Origin of the sequence: Pseudomonas sp. DWP3-1-3b3, assembly GCF_049896305.1 — a bacterium.
GTDB lineage: Bacteria > Pseudomonadota > Gammaproteobacteria > Pseudomonadales > Pseudomonadaceae > Aquipseudomonas > Aquipseudomonas azotoformans_A.
In genome coordinates, this window is the sequence record NZ_JAFCUA010000005.1 from 411,020 (window position 1) to 428,194 (window position 17,175).

The following is a 17,175-nucleotide window of genomic DNA, read 5'->3' on the forward strand; positions in this document are numbered from 1 at the left end:
GCTCAGGCGAGCCTGACCGACACCTGCTCCACCGAATCACGCGCTTCGCGCAACTCATAGGCATCCTGGTTGAGCCTGTGAATGGTATTGAGCAGACGCTGGCGCAGCACTTCATCGCCGAGTTTTTCGACGGCGCGCATCAGGTCGAACGCAGCGGTTTCGTTGTTTTCCGCGACGGAATCGAGGGTCTTGCGCAGGTTGCGAGTGGCACGGGTCACGCGGGGTCTTCCTTCATCAGCAATGGGCAGGCACTTTAGGACATTCGTGTTTCATTTTAATTTCAAACACTTGTGGCGGATCTCAAGGCATTTGATCCATATCAATTGAAACAGGGTTTGACTGATACATATGGAAATACGTATATTCGAATAACCATATATACAAAGGCCTTGGCCATGTCGGACTCCCTCTCCCCGCCCACCCTCTTCAAATGCCTGGCCGATGCCACCCGTGCCCGCCTGACGTTACTGATCCTGCGTGAAGGCGAACTTTGCGTGTGCGAACTGATCCATGCCTTGGACGACAGCCAGCCGAAAATCTCCCGGCACCTGGCGCAACTGCGCAGTTGCGGGTTGCTGCAGGACCGTCGTCAGGGTCAGTGGATCTACTACCGCATCAACCCCGCGCTGCCCGAGTGGGTAACGCAGGTGCTGCACACCACCTTGCAAGCCAACCAGCCATGGTTGCACAGCGACGCACAGCGTCTGGATGCAATGGGCGACAGACCACAACGGGCCAGCACCTGCTGCTGAGCCATCGGAGCCTTTATTCATGCTTGTCGCAATTACCATTTTTATCTTCACCATCGTCCTGGTCATCTGGCAACCCAAGGGTCTGGGCGTTGGCTGGAGCGCCACGATGGGCGCGATCCTGGCCCTGGCCTGCGGCGTGATCAGCCTGGCTGACATTCCGGTGGTGTGGCACATCATCTGGAATGCCACGGGGACTTTTGTCGCGCTGATCATCATCAGCCTGTTGCTTGACGAAGCCGGCTTCTTCGCCTGGACCGCACTCCACGTCGCACGCTGGGGACGTGGACGTGGCCGACGCTTGTTTGCCTATATGGTGCTGCTCGGCGCCTTGGTCTCGGCGCTGTTCGCCAACGACGGCGCGGCACTGATCCTCACGCCCATCGTAATGTCGATGCTGCTGGCGCTGCGCTTTTCCCCGGCGGCGACCCTGGCGTTCGTCATGGGCGCGGGCTTTATCGCCGACACGGCGAGCCTGCCGCTGGTGGTGTCGAACCTGGTGAATATAGTCTCGGCGGATTACTTCAAGATCGGCTTCAACGAATATGCCGCCGTGATGGTGCCAGTGAACTTCGTCAGCGTTGCGGCTACGCTGGCGGTGCTGCTGTGGTTCTTCCGCCGTGATATCCCGCAGACCTACGATCCCGCCGACCTCGCAGACCCTGCCAGTGCCATCCACGACCGCGCGACTTTCCGCGCCGGTTGGTGGGTGCTCGGCATCCTGCTGGTAGGCTGCTTTGCCCTGGAGCCGCTGGGCATTCCGATCAGCGCGATTTCCGCCGTGTGTGCCGTGCTCCTGCTGGTGATCGCCGCCAAGGGCCACAATATCTCCACGCGTAAAGTGCTCAAAGAAGCACCGTGGCAGATCGTGATCTTTTCCCTCGGCATGTACCTGGTGGTCTACGGTTTGCGTAACGCCGGCCTCACCACCTACCTGGCCACCTGGCTCGACACCTTCGCCACTTACGGCGTGTGGGGCGCGGCCATGGGCACCGGCGTGCTGACGGCACTGCTGTCATCGGCGATGAACAACCTGCCGACGGTGTTGATCGGGGCGCTGTCCATCGAGTCCAGCCATGCCGTGGGCGTGGTCAAGGACGCGATGATCTACGCCAACGTGATCGGCAGCGACCTGGGCCCGAAAATCACCCCTATCGGCAGCCTCGCTACCTTGCTGTGGCTGCACATCCTGGCGCGCAAAGGCATCACCATCACCTGGGGCTACTACTTCAAGGTCGGCATTGTGCTGACCTTGCCGGTGCTGTTGATCACCCTCGCCGCCCTTGCCTTGCGACTGAGTATCTGACGATGAAAGTCCTGTTCATGTGTACCGCCAACAGCTGCCGCAGCATCTTGTCCGAAGCGATGTTCAATCACCTGGCGCCGCAAGGTTTCGAGGCGATCAGCTCCGGCAGCTTTCCCAAGGGCCAGGTGCTGCCGCGCAGCCTGAGCACCTTGCAAGCCGCCGGCATCAGCACCGACGGCTTGTACAGCAAGGGCAACGACGCGTTCGAAGGCAGCCCGCCGGACGTGGTGATTACCGTGTGCGACAAGGCGGCCGGCGAAGCGTGCCCGGTGTATTTCGGGCCGGCGGTGAAGGCGCACTGGGGGCTGGAAGACCCTTCGGATGTGCAGGGTGACGACGCGAGTGTGCAGGCGGCATTCGACGCCACGCTGAAGACCATTGCCACTCGCTGCCGGGCGTTTTTTATCCTGCCGTTTGCCGAACTCAGCCCAACTGAACTCAAGGCAGAACTCGCTCGAATTGCCGAGCTGTAATCGGAGGCTCCATGACCACCCTGCCCAACCTGGACCTGTCGCTGTTCCCATCAAAGGCGCACGGCGCGGCCCAACCACCGCGTATCCTGCTGCTCTACGGATCGACCCGGGAGCGCTCGTTCAGCCGCCTGCTGGTGGAAGAAGCTGCACGCCTGTTGCAGCACTTCGGCGCGCAAACGCGCATCTTCAACCCCAGCGGTTTACCACTGCCGGATGACGCCCCCAGCGATCACCCCAAGGTACAAGAGCTGCTGGAACTGATGCAGTGGTCCGAAGGCCAGGTGTGGTGCTCGCCTGAGCGCCACGGTTCAATGTCAGCGGTGTTCAAGGCACAGCTCGACTGGGTGCCGCTGGCCCTTGGCGCGGTGCGCCCGACCCAAGGTAAAACCCTGGCGGTGATGCAGGTATCCGGCGGCTCCCAGTCCTTCAATACGGTTAACCAGTTGCGCGTGCTGGGGCGCTGGATGCGCATGTTCACCATCCCCAATCAATCCTCGGTGCCCAAGGCCTTCATGGAGTTCGACGATCAGGACCGCATGAAGCCTTCTGCCCTGTACGACCGTGTGGTCGATGTAATGGAGGAACTGGTGAAGTTCACCTTGCTACTACGCGAACGCCCGGACCTGGTGGACCGCTATTCGGAGCGCAAGGAAAGCGCCGACGAACTCTCGCGGCGTGTCAATCAACGGTCGATTTGAGCCCGTCTGCCAGCGTATGCTCACGCACTTTCCTGAAAGGACGCGGGCATGCTGACCATCTTCTTTTATGCACTGGTATTCGGCTTTGTGTTCTGCCTCTCGCCCGGCGCGGTGCTGGCGGAAACCCTGCGCCGTGGCTTGCTGCATGGCTTCACACCGGCTCTGCTGGTGCAGTTCGGCTCACTGGTGGGCGATGCAGTTTGGGCGGTGATCGGTCTGACCGGCATCGCTTTGCTGATCCAACATGATGCCGTGCGCGTGCCGCTGACGGTGGTCTGCGCGGTGTACCTGGCCTGGCTCGGCATTCGCAGCCTGATCGATGCCTGGAAGCTACCTGAGTCAGACGACGCCCCCGCCAGCACTCGGCAAAATGCCCTGGCCACCGGAGCAGCGATCTCCCTGGCCAACCCGAAGAACATTGTCTACTGGGGCGCGCTGGGCAGCGCGTTGTCGGGCATCGTCGGCACCACGCCCAGCCACGGGCAGACGCTGATGTTCTTTGCCGGGTTCATGCTCGCGTCGGTGTTGTCGTGCTTTCTGCTCGCGGGGCTGGTCAACCTGTTGCGCCAGAACGCCTCGCCCACCTGGCAGCGCATCAGTTATGCCGCCTGTGGGCTGGTGCTGATCTATCTGGCGATATTGGCCGCGCAAGGCATTTGATCAAGCCGGCCAGCGACGGTGCAGGTCATCGATGACATAGGCATGCCCGTGCATTCCCGCCTTAGGGTGCACCAAATGCGGATGGCCGGCGGGCAGCTCAGGGTGTTCATGGACCACGGCGGGTTGCTCATGGTCTGGCCGCCAGAGGCTGGCGCAGGCGATCAGTGCCAAGGTCGCCACAAACGCCAGGCTGGCAAATGTCTGCGACATGCCGAAGTTGGCACTGAGCCAACCGGCCAACGGGTAAGTCAGCAGCCAGCAGATATGCGACAACGCAAATTGCGCGGCAAACAACGCCGGCCGGTCTTCGGCATGGGCGGAGCGACGCAACAGGCGTCCGCCCGGGGTCTGCACCAGGGAATAACCCAGGCCCAGTACCCACCAGAGCAACAGCATTTGCCGGTAATCCGACAAGTAGACACCCACGCTGAGCCCCATGATCAGCACGCCGCCGCCTGAAATCATCGCGGTGCGATCACTGAGCCGCGCCAGCACCCTCGGCAACACCAGCGCCGCCATCATCGAACCCGCCCCAAACGCGGCCAGTGCAAACGCCGTAAAGCGTTGCGGCAAGCCAAACCCCGATTGCACCAGCACCACACTGTTGACGATGACCATCGCACTCGCGGCCGCCACCGCCAGGTTGAGCGCGAGCAAACCGCGCAGCCGCGGAGTCGCCAGGAAAATCCGCAAGCCACGGGTGGTGCGATCATAAATGCCCCGCCGCACCGCCGCCCTGGCCTGCGGCAAAAGCACCGAAGACACCAGCAGCGCCGAGATCAAAAAGCCCACTGACGTCCCGGCAAACAAGCTGTGGAAACTGATGATGCTCAGTAACATCGCCGCGAGTATCGGGCTGATCACGCTTTCCATGTCGTACGCCAGGCGCGCGAGGGACAGCGCCTTGGTGTACTGCGCCTCGTCGGGGAGGATCTCGGGAATGGTCGCTTGAAAAGTCGGCGTAAAGGCCGCCGAGGCTGACTGCAGGACAAAAATCAGCAGATAGATCTGCCAGACCTCCGTGACAAACGGCAACGCCAGGGCGACCAGCGCGCGGATCAGGTCCAGGCTCACCAGCATCGCCCGACGCGGTAGCCGCTCGGCAAAAGCCGCCGCGACCGGCGCCACGCCGATATAGGCCGCCATCTTGATCGCCAGCGCCGTGCCCAGCACGGTGCCGGCCTGGTCACCTGCCAGGTCGAACGCCAACAGCCCGAGGGCCACTGTCGTCAAGCCGGTGCCAATCAACGCAATAATCTGGGCGAAGAACAGGCGCCGGTACGTCTTGTTGCTGAGCACATCGAACATGGGAATCTCCCCTCGCGGCCTACAGGTATTTGGTCAGTTGCTTGAGTTCAGCCAACGAGGCCTGGCCATCCAGGGTCACGCTGCCTTCCAGGCAATGATCGATGTGATCCTGGATCAGCGTGCGCTTGGCCTGGCAGATGGCTTTCTCCACCGCGTGCAATTGTTGGGCGATATCCACACAGGGGCGTTGGGTCTCAATCATGCTGGTGATGCTGCGCAAATGACCTTCGGCACGCTTGAGGCGTTTGACGATGGCTTCGTGGGTTTGGTGGACATGCTCGCTCATTGAAAGGCTCCTTCGACGGTGCATCGATCGTATCCCCCCAGGGAGGATACAGGCAAGCCCGCTCATCTCCTTCGCGGAGAATAGATACCCGCACACTCGAAACTCTGAGTAAGTGTAAGTACCGAAAGAACTGAAACAGGCCTTCTGTCTGAACAAACTCTGAACTTGTAATGAATTAATACATTAAGCGTTGACATCCTGCGGCGTCGTGAGTAGATTGCCCGTGCCTGCAACTGGGGCCTTTTTTAAACCTCACAAAAGAAGCCAATGGACACAGTATCTAGTCGCTGTCCGAGCACCGCTTACGCGGGCATCGGGCGCCAAACCCAGAATATGACAGGACTCGCCTCCCCGGTCCGGTAAGCTGCGCTAGAGCTCGATGCTCCACCGTAACTGCCTCGCCGGTCGCCTGTCCGGTCCCGAGGTGTGTTATGACCTTCCAAGCCCTTGTTTTGCCTGATGTACGCACACTAGCGGCCGCCCTGCGCGCCAAGCTGTGCCGTGAGCCCGTAGGTTTTTCCCCTACCCGCTCAGCGTTTGCTGCACCCTCCCCTCAAGTGCGCCCAGCCTACCCGCTGGCGCATTGGCGTATCTGCCCGGAAAGCGGCCAACTGGTGCAGCACTGGGATCACGCCGACCCTCAAGACCCGCAGAGACCCAAGGTTTCCAGCCTGGCACAGGCCAGCTTGATGCTCGGTCTTTATGTGAGCGCTCGCGCCGCCTGACCCGGCTGGAAACAGCAACTTCCTGATCCATGTTCTGGAGTTCTTTATGAACACGTCCAGTAGTAGCCCGCTGCGCGCTAGTTAACTAACGCGCTATTGGCGGGCACTGTAGAAGTTATGTGAACACCTTATTTAAACCGATCGCGAAGTTAGCGACTCGGCATGCTTTCGCTCGCCTGTCTTCAGGTAAGTACCGGGTATGTTTTGTCGAAAATTGGCGACAGGAGTACAGACAATGAGCGCCGTAAAAAACCCGCCTCTGCACAAAAAGAATGGCACCGACGCCGACACCAAACTGTCGATGCGTGCCGCCCGCGAAGCCCACAACGGCCTGTCGGCCACCCTGGCGAACGTACGTGCCACCCAGGACGGCCTAACCGAACTGGACGCCTCCGCTCGCCTGCAACGCGAAGGCTACAACGAAGTCGCCCACGACAAGCCGCCTCACGCCATCGTCCAGTTCCTGCACGCACTGAACAACCCGTTCATTTATGTGTTGTTGACCCTGGGCGGCATCAGCTTCTTCACCGACTGCTGGCTGCCGATGCAGGAAGGCGAAGACGCCGACCCGACCAAAGTCATCATCATCATGACCATGGTGATGCTCAGCAGCCTGTTGCGCTTCTGGCAGGAACACCGTTCGGCTAAATCTGCCGAAGCCCTGAAAGCCATGGTTCGCACCACGGCCACCGTGTTGCGCCGTGAGCAGGTAGGTTCGCAACCGACCCTGCGCGAAGTGCCGATGCGCGAACTGGTGGCCGGCGATATCGTGCAGCTGTCGGCCGGCGACATGATCCCGGCGGACATCCGCCTGATCGAATCCCGCGACCTGTTCATCAGCCAGGCGGTGCTCACCGGCGAAGCCTTGCCGGTGGAAAAGTACGACACCCTGGGTAATGTCACGCAGAAATCCGCCGGACCGGTGGTGGCCGACCAGGGCAACCTGCTGGACCTGCCAAACATCTGCTTCATGGGCACCAACGTGGTCAGTGGTCGCGCCAAAGCGGTGGTAGTCGCCACCGGGCCGCGCACCTACTTTGGCTCCCTGGCCAAGGCAATTGTCGGTTCGCGGGTGCAAACCGCGTTCGACCGTGGGGTAAACAGCGTCAGCTGGTTGCTGATCCGTTTCATGCTGGTGATGGTGCCGATTGTGTTCCTGCTCAACGGCTTCTCCAAGGGCGACTGGGGCGATGCCTTCCTGTTTGCCCTGGCGGTGGCCGTCGGCCTCACCCCGGAAATGCTGCCGATGATCGTCAGCGCCAACCTGGCCAAGGGCGCCACCGCCATGGCCAAGCGCAAAGTGGTGGTCAAGCGCCTCAACGCGATCCAGAACTTCGGTTCGATGGACGTGCTGTGCACCGACAAGACCGGCACCCTGACCCAGGACAAGATCATCCTCGAACATCACGTCAACGCCTTTGGCCAGCGTGATGATGCGGTGCTGTCCCTGGCCTGGCTCAACAGCCATCACCAGAGCGGCATGAAGAACCTGATGGACCAGGCGGTGGTGGAGTTCTCGGAGCAGAACCCGAAGTTCAAGAAACCGTTCGCCTACAGCAAGGTCGATGAGTTGCCGTTCGACTTCGTGCGCCGTCGCCTGTCGATCGTGGTCAAGGATGCCGCCGACGACCAACTGCTAGTGTGCAAAGGCGCTGTGGAAGAGATGCTGAGCATTTCCACTCACGTCATGGAAGCCGGCGCCGCCGTGCCGCTGGATGATCGTCGCCGTGAAGAACTGCTGGCGATTGCCAACGACTACAACGAAGACGGGTTCCGTGTGCTGGTGGTCGCCACCCGCCACATTCCTAAGTCCATGGCACGTCAGCAGTACACCACTGCCGATGAGCGCAACCTGGTGATTCAGGGCTTCCTGACCTTCCTTGATCCACCGAAGGAAACTGCCGGCCCTGCGATTGCGGCACTGCAACAGATCGGCGTGGCGATCAAGGTGTTGACCGGCGACAACGCCGTGGTCACCAGCAAGATCTGCCGCCAGGTCGGTCTCGATCCAGGCCAGCCGCTGCTGGGGACTGAAATTGAAGCCATGGACGACGCCACGCTGCTGCGCCGTGTGGAAGAACGCACCGTGTTCGCCAAGCTGACACCGCTGCAGAAGTCACGCGTGCTCAAGGCGCTGCAAGCCAACGGCCACACCGTGGGTTTCCTCGGTGATGGGATCAACGATGCACCGGCACTGCGCGACGCGGACGTGGGTATCTCGGTCGACACGGCCACCGATATCGCCAAGGAATCGGCCGACATCATCCTGCTGGAAAAGAGCCTGATGGTGCTGGAAGAAGGCGTGCTCAAGGGCCGCGAAACCTTCGGCAATATCATGAAGTACCTGAACATGACCGCCAGCTCCAACTTCGGCAACGTGTTCTCGGTGCTGGTGGCCAGTGCGTTCATTCCGTTCCTGCCGATGCTGTCGATTCACCTGTTGCTGCAGAACCTGATGTACGACATCTCCCAGCTGGCTTTGCCGTGGGACAAGATGGACAAGGAGTACCTGGCCAAGCCGCGTAAGTGGGATGCGAAGAACATCGGCCGGTTCATGATCTGGATCGGGCCGACCTCGTCGATCTTCGACATCACCACCTTTGCGCTGATGTGGTACGTGTTCGCGGCCAACAGTGTGGAAGTGCAGACCCTGTTCCAGTCCGGCTGGTTCATCGAGGGGCTGCTCTCGCAAACCCTGGTCGTGCACATGCTGCGGACCCGTAAGATCCCGTTCTTCCAGAGCACTGCCGCGTGGCCGGTGTTGATGATGACCTGTGTGGTGATCGTGCTGGGGATCTACGTGCCGTTCTCGCCACTGGGCACCCTGGTCGGCCTGCAACCACTGCCGCTGGCGTACTTCCCATGGCTGGTGGGCACCCTGCTCAGCTACTGCTGCGTGGCCCAACTGATGAAGACGATCTACATCCGCCGCTTCAAGCAGTGGTACTGATCTCCCCCGCCGTTTAAACGGTGGCGGTCGCCCGGCCGCCACCGTGCAACACAAGGAATCACCTTATGCGCGTCTTGATCTGTGCAGGTCGTCATTACGCCGACACCAAAATGTCCCGCCAAGTGCTGGACGCTTACCACCGCCTGCGCCCGGTGCAGGTATTGATCCACGGCGGCAACCAATTCCTCGGCAGCGACGTCGAGGAGTGGGCACGGGAACTGGGCATCGACGTGGTGCGCTACCCGCCCAACTGGCAACGCCACGGCAAGCAGGCGGAACGCCAGCGCAACCATTTCATGCTGACCGACAGCCGACCAGATGTAGTCATCGCCCTGCCCGGCGGGGACGACACCTCTGAGCTGGTCTGCCAGGCCAAAGCCAGCGGCATTTCGGTGCTGACCGTAGAAAGCTGAATTCATGCGAGGTGCATCATGCACAAAAAACACACCCCACCACGCCAGGACGGGTTCGCCAAGTACCGTGCGCGTCACTACCGAGGTGCGCGTCATACTCTGTTGTTGCTGCCACCGGCCAAGCGTCGCGCGTTGCAACGTAACCTGATCTTTATCGGGCTGACCCTGGGCATCCTGTTGGCGATTGCCTTGCTGTCCAAGGCCAATGCGGCCGGTGGTTCGTACGTGGTCGATGACGGCGCGGTCAATGCGCCGGGCGAATGCAATGTGGACGCGTGGCACACCGCCAACCGCCACGATGGCAGCACTCACACTGAAACGCTGTCGCCTGCCTGCACCTTCGCCGCGCTGCCTTCGGTGCAATGGGGCGCAGCCCTGTCCCGCGCTACCAGCGCAGACAAGGGCGAAACCCAGGTGAACCCACAGGTCAAGGCGCAAGTGCTGTCTCGGGAAGACCTGGGGCTGGAAATGGCCGTGTCAGCCGGTGCGCACTTTGCACACGGTCGTCGGCACGGCTTTGATGGCACCGACTTCAATATCCCGTTGACATGGCAGCCACTGGAGCCACTGCGCATGAGCGTGAATGCCGGTTGGTCCCACATCTACAACGACGGCGACCAAAAACACCGCCTGACCTGGGGCACCGGCCTTGAGTACCAAGTGGCACACTCACTGACGCTGGTCGCCGAGCGTTACGGCCAGGATGGCGGCGATCAGGCATGGCAGGCCGGGCCGAGGCTTCATTTCGGCGAGTTTGTCGACGTGGACCTGGTGGTCGGGCGCAGCCTGATCGGTGAGCGCGCGCAATGGCTCACCACCGGTGCCACGCTGCGATTCTAGGCCTTGGCTTGTTGTTCCAGGTGCAGTTGCAATTGCGGGTCAATGTGCAACTGCCCCGCTAGGTCATCCAGGTAATTACGTTCAGCATCCTGCTGGTCGTCCACCAACATCACACTGGCCAGGTACACCTCGGCCGCCACGGCCGGGTCGCTGGCGAACTCGGCGAAATCCGCGGCATCCAGGGGCTTGGCGACTTCGGCGTCGAGCCACTGTTGCAGTTGCGGGTCGTCGGTATGGCGGCCCAGCTCACTGGAAATCAACGCCTGTTCTTGCTCATCAATGCGCCCATCGGCTTTCGCGGCGGCAATCAAGGCACGCAGTACCGCGTGGCTGTGGGCTTCGGCTGCGGTGCCGTCGAGCTGGTCTACTGTCTGGAAGGCTTGCTGCGGCGCAGTGGCCTGCTGGCGTTGCCAGGCTTGGTAGGCCTGAAATGCCGCCATACCGAGGGAGGCCAATGCAGCGTAGTTCATCCCGCCGGAACGCCCTTGAGCGGGACGAGTGCCCGTGGCGCCACCCAACATGCCACCCAGCCCTCCCAATAAACCACCCAAACCGCCACCGGCTGATGCATTGCCTGTGCTGGTACCTTTCAGTAACCCTCCAAGCAGCCCACCCAGTCCGCCGGATGACGCACTGCCGCCTTGCCCGGCGCGCAGGAGTTGTTCGAGTAAATCGCTGGTGTTCATGGTGTCACCCTCCGAGGGCGCAGTGTTGGCGTCTATCAACCATAGCCCGGCCTTGCCGGAACACCATGACCGCCGGGCGGTCCCGGCCTATCATGACGCTATCGCGACTTCGAGAGAAAACCCAAGTGAACCGGACTGAGCACATCGCACTGATGGCGAATTACAACCAGTGGATGAACCGCAAGCTCTATGACGCGGCCCTGACATTGACGGACGCGGAGTTGGCGATGGACCGACAGGCGTTTTTCGGCTCGATCCTCGGCACCCTGAACCACCTGGTGCTGGGCGATACCGTCTGGCTCAAGCGTTTTGCGCAGCATCCAGCGGGCTTTTCAGCACTGGCTCCGATGCAGGCTGTTGCTACGCCTGCTGATCTCAAGCATCTGGCCTTCGCGGATATACGCGAGCTGGCAACCTATCGCACCTGGCTGGATCAGTTGATCGTTGACTGGAGCCACACTGTGCAGGAGACCGACCTGGACCTTCGCCTGCATTACAGCAACATGCGCGGGGTCACGGCCGATAAGGACTTCTTCAGCCTGCTCGTACACTTTTTCAATCACCAAACCCACCACCGGGGCCAGGCCACGACGTTGCTGACCCAGGCGGGGCTGGATGTGGGCACTACGGACTTGCTGGCGCTGATCGACTGAACTCGGCGTAGGCCTGCATCAAGCGCGGAAATTCCTGAGGCTCGGGCAGCTGCGCAAAGCTTTCCACCGCCGGAGTGGAGGCCCAAGGCAGCTTCTCACGAGTCCAGGTCTCCATGAAAGGCACGTAACCGCTGGCGTTATCCAGCAAGGCGGCGCGCACGTTGACGAACTCATCGATGCCGTGGGGCCGGGTGAACAACCAGCTCATGCAATGGGGGCAGAAATAGTGGCGATCCACGCCCTGCATACCGCCGATCACCGGGCAGCCCTGGGTGACCGTGAAACCGCTGGCGGGAATCAATGCGCTCAGGGAGAACGCGCTGGAAGACATCTTCTGGCAGCCGGTGCAATGGCAGGCCATGGTGATCACCGCAGCGGCACTCACGCTGAAGCGCACGCGCTCACAACGGCAACTGCCCTCATATGGAAGGGTCTCGACGCTCATCATTGCTTCCTTATTCTTGATGGGTGGCCTGGCAGGTTAGCTTCAGGTGCCAGGCTTGAACAGGCCCTGGGCGAAAACCGAACGCTGTCTCAGCGTTGGGGTCGTAACCCTAGGTGTCGAGGTTTTACAGCCCCGCCCTCCCCGCGCGCATTGTGAGTCTACCGATGTGCGTACCCCCAAGAAGGAGACGCTGACATGGTCATTCACTTCAAGGTTGCAGGTCACTTGGCCTGTGGCCACCACGGCACCAACCTCCCCTCCAGCACCGAGCTGAACCGGGTCAAATGCCGTACCTGTCGCAATACCGATGCCTATAAAGAAGCGCGCCGCACCCAGCGCAACGCCGCCCGCCGCGCCAATCGAAAAGCCAAGACTCAGACCCACGTTGACTGGCGCAGCGCGTGGACGCAGCGTCTTACCGACTTGCCTGGTTTGCAGCGTTTGCCACGCGGGTTCAGCGGGCAGCCGTACGTGTAATCACGGCGCAACCGCTATTTGCCTGATGGCTTGTTCGTATTCCTCGACGGACTGTGAGCCAGCCACCAGGTGACGCCCATTGAGTACCATGGCCGGGACAGCGTTGATCCCGCGCCTGCCGTAAAAATCTTCAAGCTCACGGACTTCAACGGCGAACTCCCCACTGTCCAGCACCCCTTGAGCGCGTGCCGTGGAGAGCCCCGCTTCACCGGCAAGACGCACTAAGGTGTCGTGGCTGCTGATATTCTGCCCATCACTGAAATGCGCCTTGAACAGAATGTGCTTCAGTGCAACTTGGCGACCCTGCGCCACCGACCAATACAACAGACGGTGGGCGTCAAAGGAGTTGTAGAAGTGCGTACGCTTCGCCAAGTCGAACTTGAAGCCCAAGGCGTTGCCGCGGTCGATCACCATGACATTACGCGCGGCGACTTCGCCCAAGGTGCGGCCATATTTGCGCATCATGTGTTCGACAGCGTTTTCGCCCTCAGGCGGCATGTCCGGGTTCAGCTCGAAGGGTTTAAACGTCAGCTCCACCGTAACTTCGCCCGCCAGGTTCGCGATGGCCTGTTGCAGCGCTACAGCGCCGAGTGCACACCAAGGGCACATCACATCCGACACGAACTCGATGCTCACGGTGCGAGTCACGATAGGGACTCCAACAGGTTATTGCGCCATTCGATGGTATTGAACAAGGGCATCAGTAATTCTCCAATTCGCGCCCTGCCGGGATGACAGAGCGGCGAATGGGAAGAACTCTAGGAGGTTGTACCGGATGAATAAATACAGGGGCACGCACTTCATTTGTACTTCAGTGTAATCAGTTTGCCGATTGCTTAAAGGCCACGCTGCGATTGGTTAATATGCTTTCCAAATTGGCGGGCTCTACACTCACATGGGTTTTGCGCCTGATCTCTTCCAACCCCAGCTCTATCCGATAGTTGCAAAGATGATCAAAAAGCCTGTCGTGAGTTTCCGAAATCGCCGCCCCTTCATTTTTCGCGAACAGGATGTGAAGTACGGCCATCAAGGGGAGTGACAGGCACTCATCTGAATCATTTTCGAAAAAATCCTCCATCTGCGCGGATAACACCTCCAGCCACTGGTCGCTCAAGTTACAAGGCAGAGTCGACTCCGGCCCGTTTTGCATGACCTCTTTAGAGAATGATTTGAGCAGATCTTCACTCATGAGCAGCACCCTCATTTACCTATCTGGAGCCCAAGATTTAACAACTCGGCAGAGGTCATTTGGAAGCAAAGTCAGCGTCTGAAGCGTCCTGATTTCTTGAGTGCTTTTTCGTACAAGCCTCGGCCACTTCTTGAAGTCATCGCTAAGCACTTGTTCAAAAAGACATTGTCGCCGTATCGGCTTGGTCTCCGAGGGGGCAGACGTAATTCCGGGTAAAAAAGCCGGCCACAAAAAAACCTGCACAAGGCAGGTTCTTTGCGGTCTTCAGCGACCTCCTGGGATGTCGTGAAACCAAATGATGGTGCCCGAACCCGGAATCGAACCGGGACGCCCTTACGAGCGGGGGATTTTAAGTCCCATGCGTCTACCAGTTTCGCCATTCGGGCGGCAGCGCGTGTTGCAGGGTTGGGAATATATAGATCCAGTCGCTTTGATGCAAGGTCGAAGGGCGGCTTTCTTACCTCAGGAAGCCGGCAAAAAAGCTTGCTAGATCAGTGAGCTAGGCAAGCATCTGGAGGAAAGCCGGCAAACTCCTCCAACGCGATGAGCCCCCTACTCTGTTATCGTGGCGCCCTCCCAACGCAATGGATGCACCGCAGAATGGACTCATGGAAGAGAGTGATAATCGCCAACTTGGCATTGCTCGGCAATCCAGTCGCGGCGGCTGAAAACAACAACCCCTTTCAAGCCGCGCTCATGATCACTTCGGTTGCGCCCTTTATACTTGTCTCCGGCGCCACGGCCTTGACCTCTGCCATTCCCGACCTGTTCAAGTCATCCAAAAGTGATGCACTTGTGTTTATCGGCTCAGAGGGTGAGATCCGTGGCGCGCAGTTTGAGGAGGCTTCACGCTTCTACCGCTCAACGTATAGCGCGCCGCTGATGTCTGACATGCAATTGGCCCAGGCCATTGCCACTTTGAATAGCGATTTAGGCGATGTCGGCCGATGAGACCTCTCTCCCGGTAACTACTCGGCGACAGTTTCTGCCGCTGGCGCTGGTTTCTTGAGCGCCTGCGCCGGGTCGGGCACTTCAACCCAGCCCTTCTTCACATACTCAGCGGCGACGATTTTACGGATCAGGAAGCAGTAGATGATGGGCAGCCCGGCAATGGGAATCGCCGCCCAGGGCGGGCCTGCAAGAAAACCCAGCCCTAATGCCGCAGCCCAGATCAGCAAATGACGCCAAAGGCCTGCGAAGAGCAGGTAGAGCGGGCCGAGAAACAATACAGCCAACACCTGGAACGCATCGACTTCTTCGACCTGGTCACTCTCTGGATGTTTGAAATAGCGGGTCATTGCACTGTCCTTGTGGGGGTTAATTCAGTGAATATACTCTGAAGGATCAATCCAGTGACACCTCTCGGAGCCTCATCATGAATCCAAACGCCACCGCTCTTGTCCTGATCGAGTTCCAGAACGATTTCACCACCGCCGGTGGCGTGTTTCATGACGCCGTCAAAGACGTCATGCACCAATCCGACATGCTGGCCAATACCGCAACGACCGTGCAACAGGCACGCGCGCTGGGCGTGAAGATCATTCACCTGCCGATCCAGTTCACTGAGGGTTACCCGGAACTGACGACGCGTGATTATGGAATCTTGAAGGGCGTTGCCGATGGCGCTGCTTTTCTTTCCGGCAGCTGGGGCGCCGAGATTACCGAGGCAATCAGCCGTGAAACCGGCGATATCCTCGTGGAAGGCAAGCGCGGGCTGGATGGCTTTGCCACCACCGGCCTGGACCTGGTACTGCGCAACAACGGCATTCAGAACCTGGTAGTGGCGGGATTTCTGACCAACTGCTGCGTCGAAGGCACCGTTCGATCAGGTTACGAGAAGGGTTATAACGTGGTGACGCTGGCCGACTGCACGGCGACGTTCACCGACGAACAGCAAAAAGCGGCTGAAAACTTCACGCTGTCGATGTTTTCGAAGGTGTTGCGGCATACCGAGTTTCTTGGGGCGTTGACCACCCAATAAACAAAAGGGGCGACTGATCAATCAGTCGCCCCTTTTGTTTCATCCGTTCAACGTCAACCCTGGATAAGTCCGAACGGGCAGCTTGTGCCGCTGCGGTTGTTGCCGCGCCAGTTGCACCTGAACCTGTGCCACAGCCTCCAGCACACGTTGTGCCCATTGCTCGTCTTCCGGGTCAACCACCACCACGCGAAACCCGTGGTCGAAGCCTTCAAGCTGCACGCCTTCGGAATCATCGACATGCAAGTCGATATCGAAAGCCGGTGGGAATTTTGACGGAGTGCTCGTCAGCCCACGTTCGGTCAGGGCCTGGCTATGTCGCACACTGTTGACCACGCCGTCGACATGGATGCCATACAGCAACAACCAACGGCGGATGTAGGATGGCGTGCGGCCTGAGGAGGTGTAGACCCAAACGCTGCAACCCTGGCGACGCAGTTCACGGGTCAGGGAGCGGGTGCCGCTACGCAGCGGTTCACCCAACCAACGGTGCACACACGCCGGCAAGCGGCTGTGCTCGGTTGCACTGTGGTGCAGCTGACAGGCCAGTGTGTCGTCGATGTCGAACGAAATACGGATTCGCTGACGCTTGATGAACACACGCTTGATCGTGTCGAGCACTGGGTACCTTCCCATCATTGGCCCCCCTGGTGGGCGGGCGCTGGTGTGTCGCTCAGGAAAAACTCGGTTGGATCTGGAGCGTTATCTTCCAGGAACGCTGCGTATTTTTTCTTGATCTTGGGCAATTCGTATAACGCCATTACGCCATGTTTGGCGGAGTTGCGTATCACCGAGGACGGGTTGAAATAGCCCTCGGCGTTGTCCAGCGTCAGCACAAACGGTGGCAACCCCTCGCGCATCAGCAGGTAGCTGACGATCAGCGACCCACTGCGGTGATTGCCTTCAATGAACAACTGCGGCTTGCTCAGGACTCGCACGTAGACACCGGCTGCTCGCTTCCATACGGATTCGTTATGGTGCTTGCAATACCAGTTATACAAATCCTTGATGCCACCTTCGACATTGTTGAAAAAGTGCACTTCGGTCGCCGCCAGGTGCTGCGCGTATTCCTGGCGGCGCACCGGGTCTTTGCCACAGAGCACCGTGGCATTGATCTCCAGCATCAGGTTCAGTTGCTGGAGGTCAAACAGGTCGACACCGCGCGCAACATAGTCGTCAATCAGGGCATAACCTTCAAGCACATTCTGCAGCACTTCGTCTGTCAGCGGGTCGCGTGGCTCGGTAAAGTCCTGGCTAAGCTGGGCAAACCGGCCCTGTACCTTGCGCAGGGCGCGTTCAATCGCGACCAGATCAAGACGACGTGTTGCAGTCATTGGCA

The 17,175-nt window shown here is 59.7% G+C and carries 23 protein-coding genes and 1 tRNA gene; 13 read left to right on the plus strand and 11 right to left on the minus strand.

From position 1 onward, the window contains the following. Positions 1-2 precede the first annotated feature (2 nt). Positions 3-218 (minus strand): hypothetical protein, encoded by a 216-nt coding sequence (locus ACP7BX_RS18115; protein ID WP_005788169.1) that lies wholly within the window; start codon positions 216-218, stop codon positions 3-5. 177 nt (positions 219-395) lie between these two features. Between ACP7BX_RS18115 and ACP7BX_RS18120 the strand changes: the two genes are divergently transcribed. From ACP7BX_RS18120 to ACP7BX_RS18140, 5 genes are read left to right on the plus strand one after another with little or no spacing between them, the layout of a single operon-like run. Next, positions 396-752, plus strand: coding sequence for a metalloregulator ArsR/SmtB family transcription factor (locus ACP7BX_RS18120; protein ID WP_033902961.1), 357 nt, complete (start codon positions 396-398; stop codon positions 750-752). A 19-nt stretch (positions 753-771) separates the two neighbouring features. Beyond that, positions 772-2,055, plus strand: a complete 1,284-nt coding sequence (locus ACP7BX_RS18125) for an arsenic transporter (RefSeq protein WP_426128777.1) — start codon at positions 772-774, stop codon at positions 2,053-2,055. Positions 2,056-2,057: 2 nt separating this feature from the next. Next, positions 2,058-2,528, plus strand: a complete 471-nt coding sequence (locus ACP7BX_RS18130; RefSeq protein WP_314526469.1) for an arsenate reductase ArsC — start codon at positions 2,058-2,060, stop codon at positions 2,526-2,528. 11 nt (positions 2,529-2,539) lie between these two features. After that, positions 2,540-3,226 (plus strand): arsenical resistance protein ArsH, encoded by a 687-nt coding sequence (gene arsH / locus ACP7BX_RS18135; RefSeq protein WP_426128774.1) that lies wholly within the window; start codon positions 2,540-2,542, stop codon positions 3,224-3,226. Positions 3,227-3,274: 48 nt separating this feature from the next. Further along, positions 3,275-3,886 carry a LysE family transporter gene (locus ACP7BX_RS18140; protein ID WP_426128772.1) on the plus strand — a complete coding sequence of 204 codons (612 nt, stop codon included), beginning with the start codon at positions 3,275-3,277 and terminating at the stop codon, positions 3,884-3,886. Here the strand turns inward: ACP7BX_RS18140 and ACP7BX_RS18145 are convergent, their stop codons facing one another. Together ACP7BX_RS18145 and ACP7BX_RS18150 are read right to left on the minus strand one after the other, a co-directional pair. Then, on the minus strand, positions 3,887-5,194 hold the full coding sequence (locus ACP7BX_RS18145) for an MFS transporter (RefSeq protein WP_426128770.1): 1,308 nt from the start codon (positions 5,192-5,194) through the stop codon (positions 3,887-3,889). 19 nt (positions 5,195-5,213) lie between these two features. Then, positions 5,214-5,480, minus strand: coding sequence for a metal-sensing transcriptional repressor (locus ACP7BX_RS18150; RefSeq protein WP_426128768.1), 267 nt, complete (start codon positions 5,478-5,480; stop codon positions 5,214-5,216). 431 nt (positions 5,481-5,911) lie between these two features. Between ACP7BX_RS18150 and ACP7BX_RS18155 the strand changes: the two genes are divergently transcribed. The 4 genes from ACP7BX_RS18155 to ACP7BX_RS18170 all read left to right on the plus strand — a co-directional run bounded on the left by ACP7BX_RS18155 (position 5,912) and on the right by ACP7BX_RS18170 (position 10,408). Further along, positions 5,912-6,205, plus strand: coding sequence for a hypothetical protein (locus tag ACP7BX_RS18155; RefSeq protein WP_016975784.1), 294 nt, complete (start codon positions 5,912-5,914; stop codon positions 6,203-6,205). A 235-nt stretch (positions 6,206-6,440) separates the two neighbouring features. Beyond that, entirely contained in the window at positions 6,441-9,155 is a 2,715-nt protein-coding gene (gene mgtA / locus ACP7BX_RS18160) for a magnesium-translocating P-type ATPase (RefSeq protein ID WP_426128766.1), read from the plus strand. A gap of 65 nt (positions 9,156-9,220) precedes the next feature. Further along, the gene (locus tag ACP7BX_RS18165; RefSeq protein ID WP_025999705.1) at positions 9,221-9,568 is read left to right on the plus strand and encodes a DUF2493 domain-containing protein; all 348 of its coding nucleotides are present in this window, start codon (positions 9,221-9,223) and stop codon (positions 9,566-9,568) included. Between the two features lie 18 nt (positions 9,569-9,586). Then, positions 9,587-10,408 (plus strand): hypothetical protein, encoded by an 822-nt coding sequence (locus ACP7BX_RS18170; protein WP_426128764.1) that lies wholly within the window; start codon positions 9,587-9,589, stop codon positions 10,406-10,408. On the opposite strand, the gene ACP7BX_RS18175 is transcribed toward ACP7BX_RS18170, so the two are convergent. Next, positions 10,405-11,094 carry a tellurite resistance TerB family protein gene (locus tag ACP7BX_RS18175; RefSeq protein WP_314526449.1) on the minus strand — a complete coding sequence of 230 codons (690 nt, stop codon included), beginning with the start codon at positions 11,092-11,094 and terminating at the stop codon, positions 10,405-10,407. The genes ACP7BX_RS18170 and ACP7BX_RS18175 overlap by 4 nt on opposite strands. A 125-nt stretch (positions 11,095-11,219) precedes the next feature. Between ACP7BX_RS18175 and ACP7BX_RS18180 the strand changes: the two genes are divergently transcribed. Then, a complete protein-coding gene (locus ACP7BX_RS18180; RefSeq protein WP_426128762.1) occupies positions 11,220-11,747 on the plus strand; it encodes a DinB family protein in 528 nt (175 codons plus the stop codon). On the opposite strand, the gene ACP7BX_RS18185 is transcribed toward ACP7BX_RS18180, so the two are convergent. Continuing rightward, a complete protein-coding gene (locus ACP7BX_RS18185) occupies positions 11,719-12,192 on the minus strand; it encodes a GFA family protein (RefSeq protein ID WP_426128760.1) in 474 nt (157 codons plus the stop codon). The genes ACP7BX_RS18180 and ACP7BX_RS18185 overlap by 29 nt on opposite strands. Positions 12,193-12,387: 195 nt before the next feature. On the opposite strand from ACP7BX_RS18185, the gene ACP7BX_RS18190 reads away from it, so the two are divergent. Then, positions 12,388-12,669: a hypothetical protein gene (locus ACP7BX_RS18190; RefSeq protein ID WP_426128758.1), complete on the plus strand. Its 282-nt coding sequence runs from the start codon at positions 12,388-12,390 to the stop codon at positions 12,667-12,669. On the opposite strand, the gene ACP7BX_RS18195 is transcribed toward ACP7BX_RS18190, so the two are convergent. The 3 genes from ACP7BX_RS18195 to ACP7BX_RS18205 form a co-directional block, all read right to left on the minus strand. Further along, positions 12,670-13,317: a DsbA family oxidoreductase gene (locus tag ACP7BX_RS18195; protein ID WP_426128756.1), complete on the minus strand. Its 648-nt coding sequence runs from the start codon at positions 13,315-13,317 to the stop codon at positions 12,670-12,672. 172 nt (positions 13,318-13,489) lie between these two features. After that, positions 13,490-13,858: a hypothetical protein gene (locus tag ACP7BX_RS18200; RefSeq protein WP_061437024.1), complete on the minus strand. Its 369-nt coding sequence runs from the start codon at positions 13,856-13,858 to the stop codon at positions 13,490-13,492. Between the two features lie 299 nt (positions 13,859-14,157). Beyond that, positions 14,158-14,244 (minus strand) — tRNA-Leu (locus ACP7BX_RS18205). 214 nt (positions 14,245-14,458) lie between these two features. Between ACP7BX_RS18205 and ACP7BX_RS18210 the strand changes: the two genes are divergently transcribed. Continuing rightward, positions 14,459-14,809: a DUF2388 domain-containing protein gene (locus tag ACP7BX_RS18210; RefSeq protein WP_426128754.1), complete on the plus strand. Its 351-nt coding sequence runs from the start codon at positions 14,459-14,461 to the stop codon at positions 14,807-14,809. Positions 14,810-14,826: 17 nt separating this feature from the next. Here the strand turns inward: ACP7BX_RS18210 and ACP7BX_RS18215 are convergent, their stop codons facing one another. Next, positions 14,827-15,156, minus strand: coding sequence for a hypothetical protein (locus ACP7BX_RS18215; RefSeq protein ID WP_426128752.1), 330 nt, complete (start codon positions 15,154-15,156; stop codon positions 14,827-14,829). A gap of 77 nt (positions 15,157-15,233) precedes the next feature. Between ACP7BX_RS18215 and ACP7BX_RS18220 the strand changes: the two genes are divergently transcribed. Next, the gene (locus ACP7BX_RS18220) at positions 15,234-15,839 is read left to right on the plus strand and encodes a cysteine hydrolase (RefSeq protein ID WP_426128750.1); all 606 of its coding nucleotides are present in this window, start codon (positions 15,234-15,236) and stop codon (positions 15,837-15,839) included. A gap of 39 nt (positions 15,840-15,878) precedes the next feature. Here ACP7BX_RS18220 and ACP7BX_RS18225 read toward each other — a convergent pair whose 3' ends face one another. Together ACP7BX_RS18225 and ACP7BX_RS18230 are read right to left on the minus strand one after the other, a co-directional pair. Then, the gene (locus tag ACP7BX_RS18225; RefSeq protein WP_426129121.1) at positions 15,879-16,472 is read right to left on the minus strand and encodes a hypothetical protein; all 594 of its coding nucleotides are present in this window, start codon (positions 16,470-16,472) and stop codon (positions 15,879-15,881) included. Further along, positions 16,472-17,170, minus strand: coding sequence for a hypothetical protein (locus ACP7BX_RS18230; RefSeq protein ID WP_177074985.1), 699 nt, complete (start codon positions 17,168-17,170; stop codon positions 16,472-16,474). The genes ACP7BX_RS18225 and ACP7BX_RS18230 overlap by 1 nt, the downstream gene beginning before the upstream one ends. Positions 17,171-17,175: the final 5 nt, after the last annotated feature.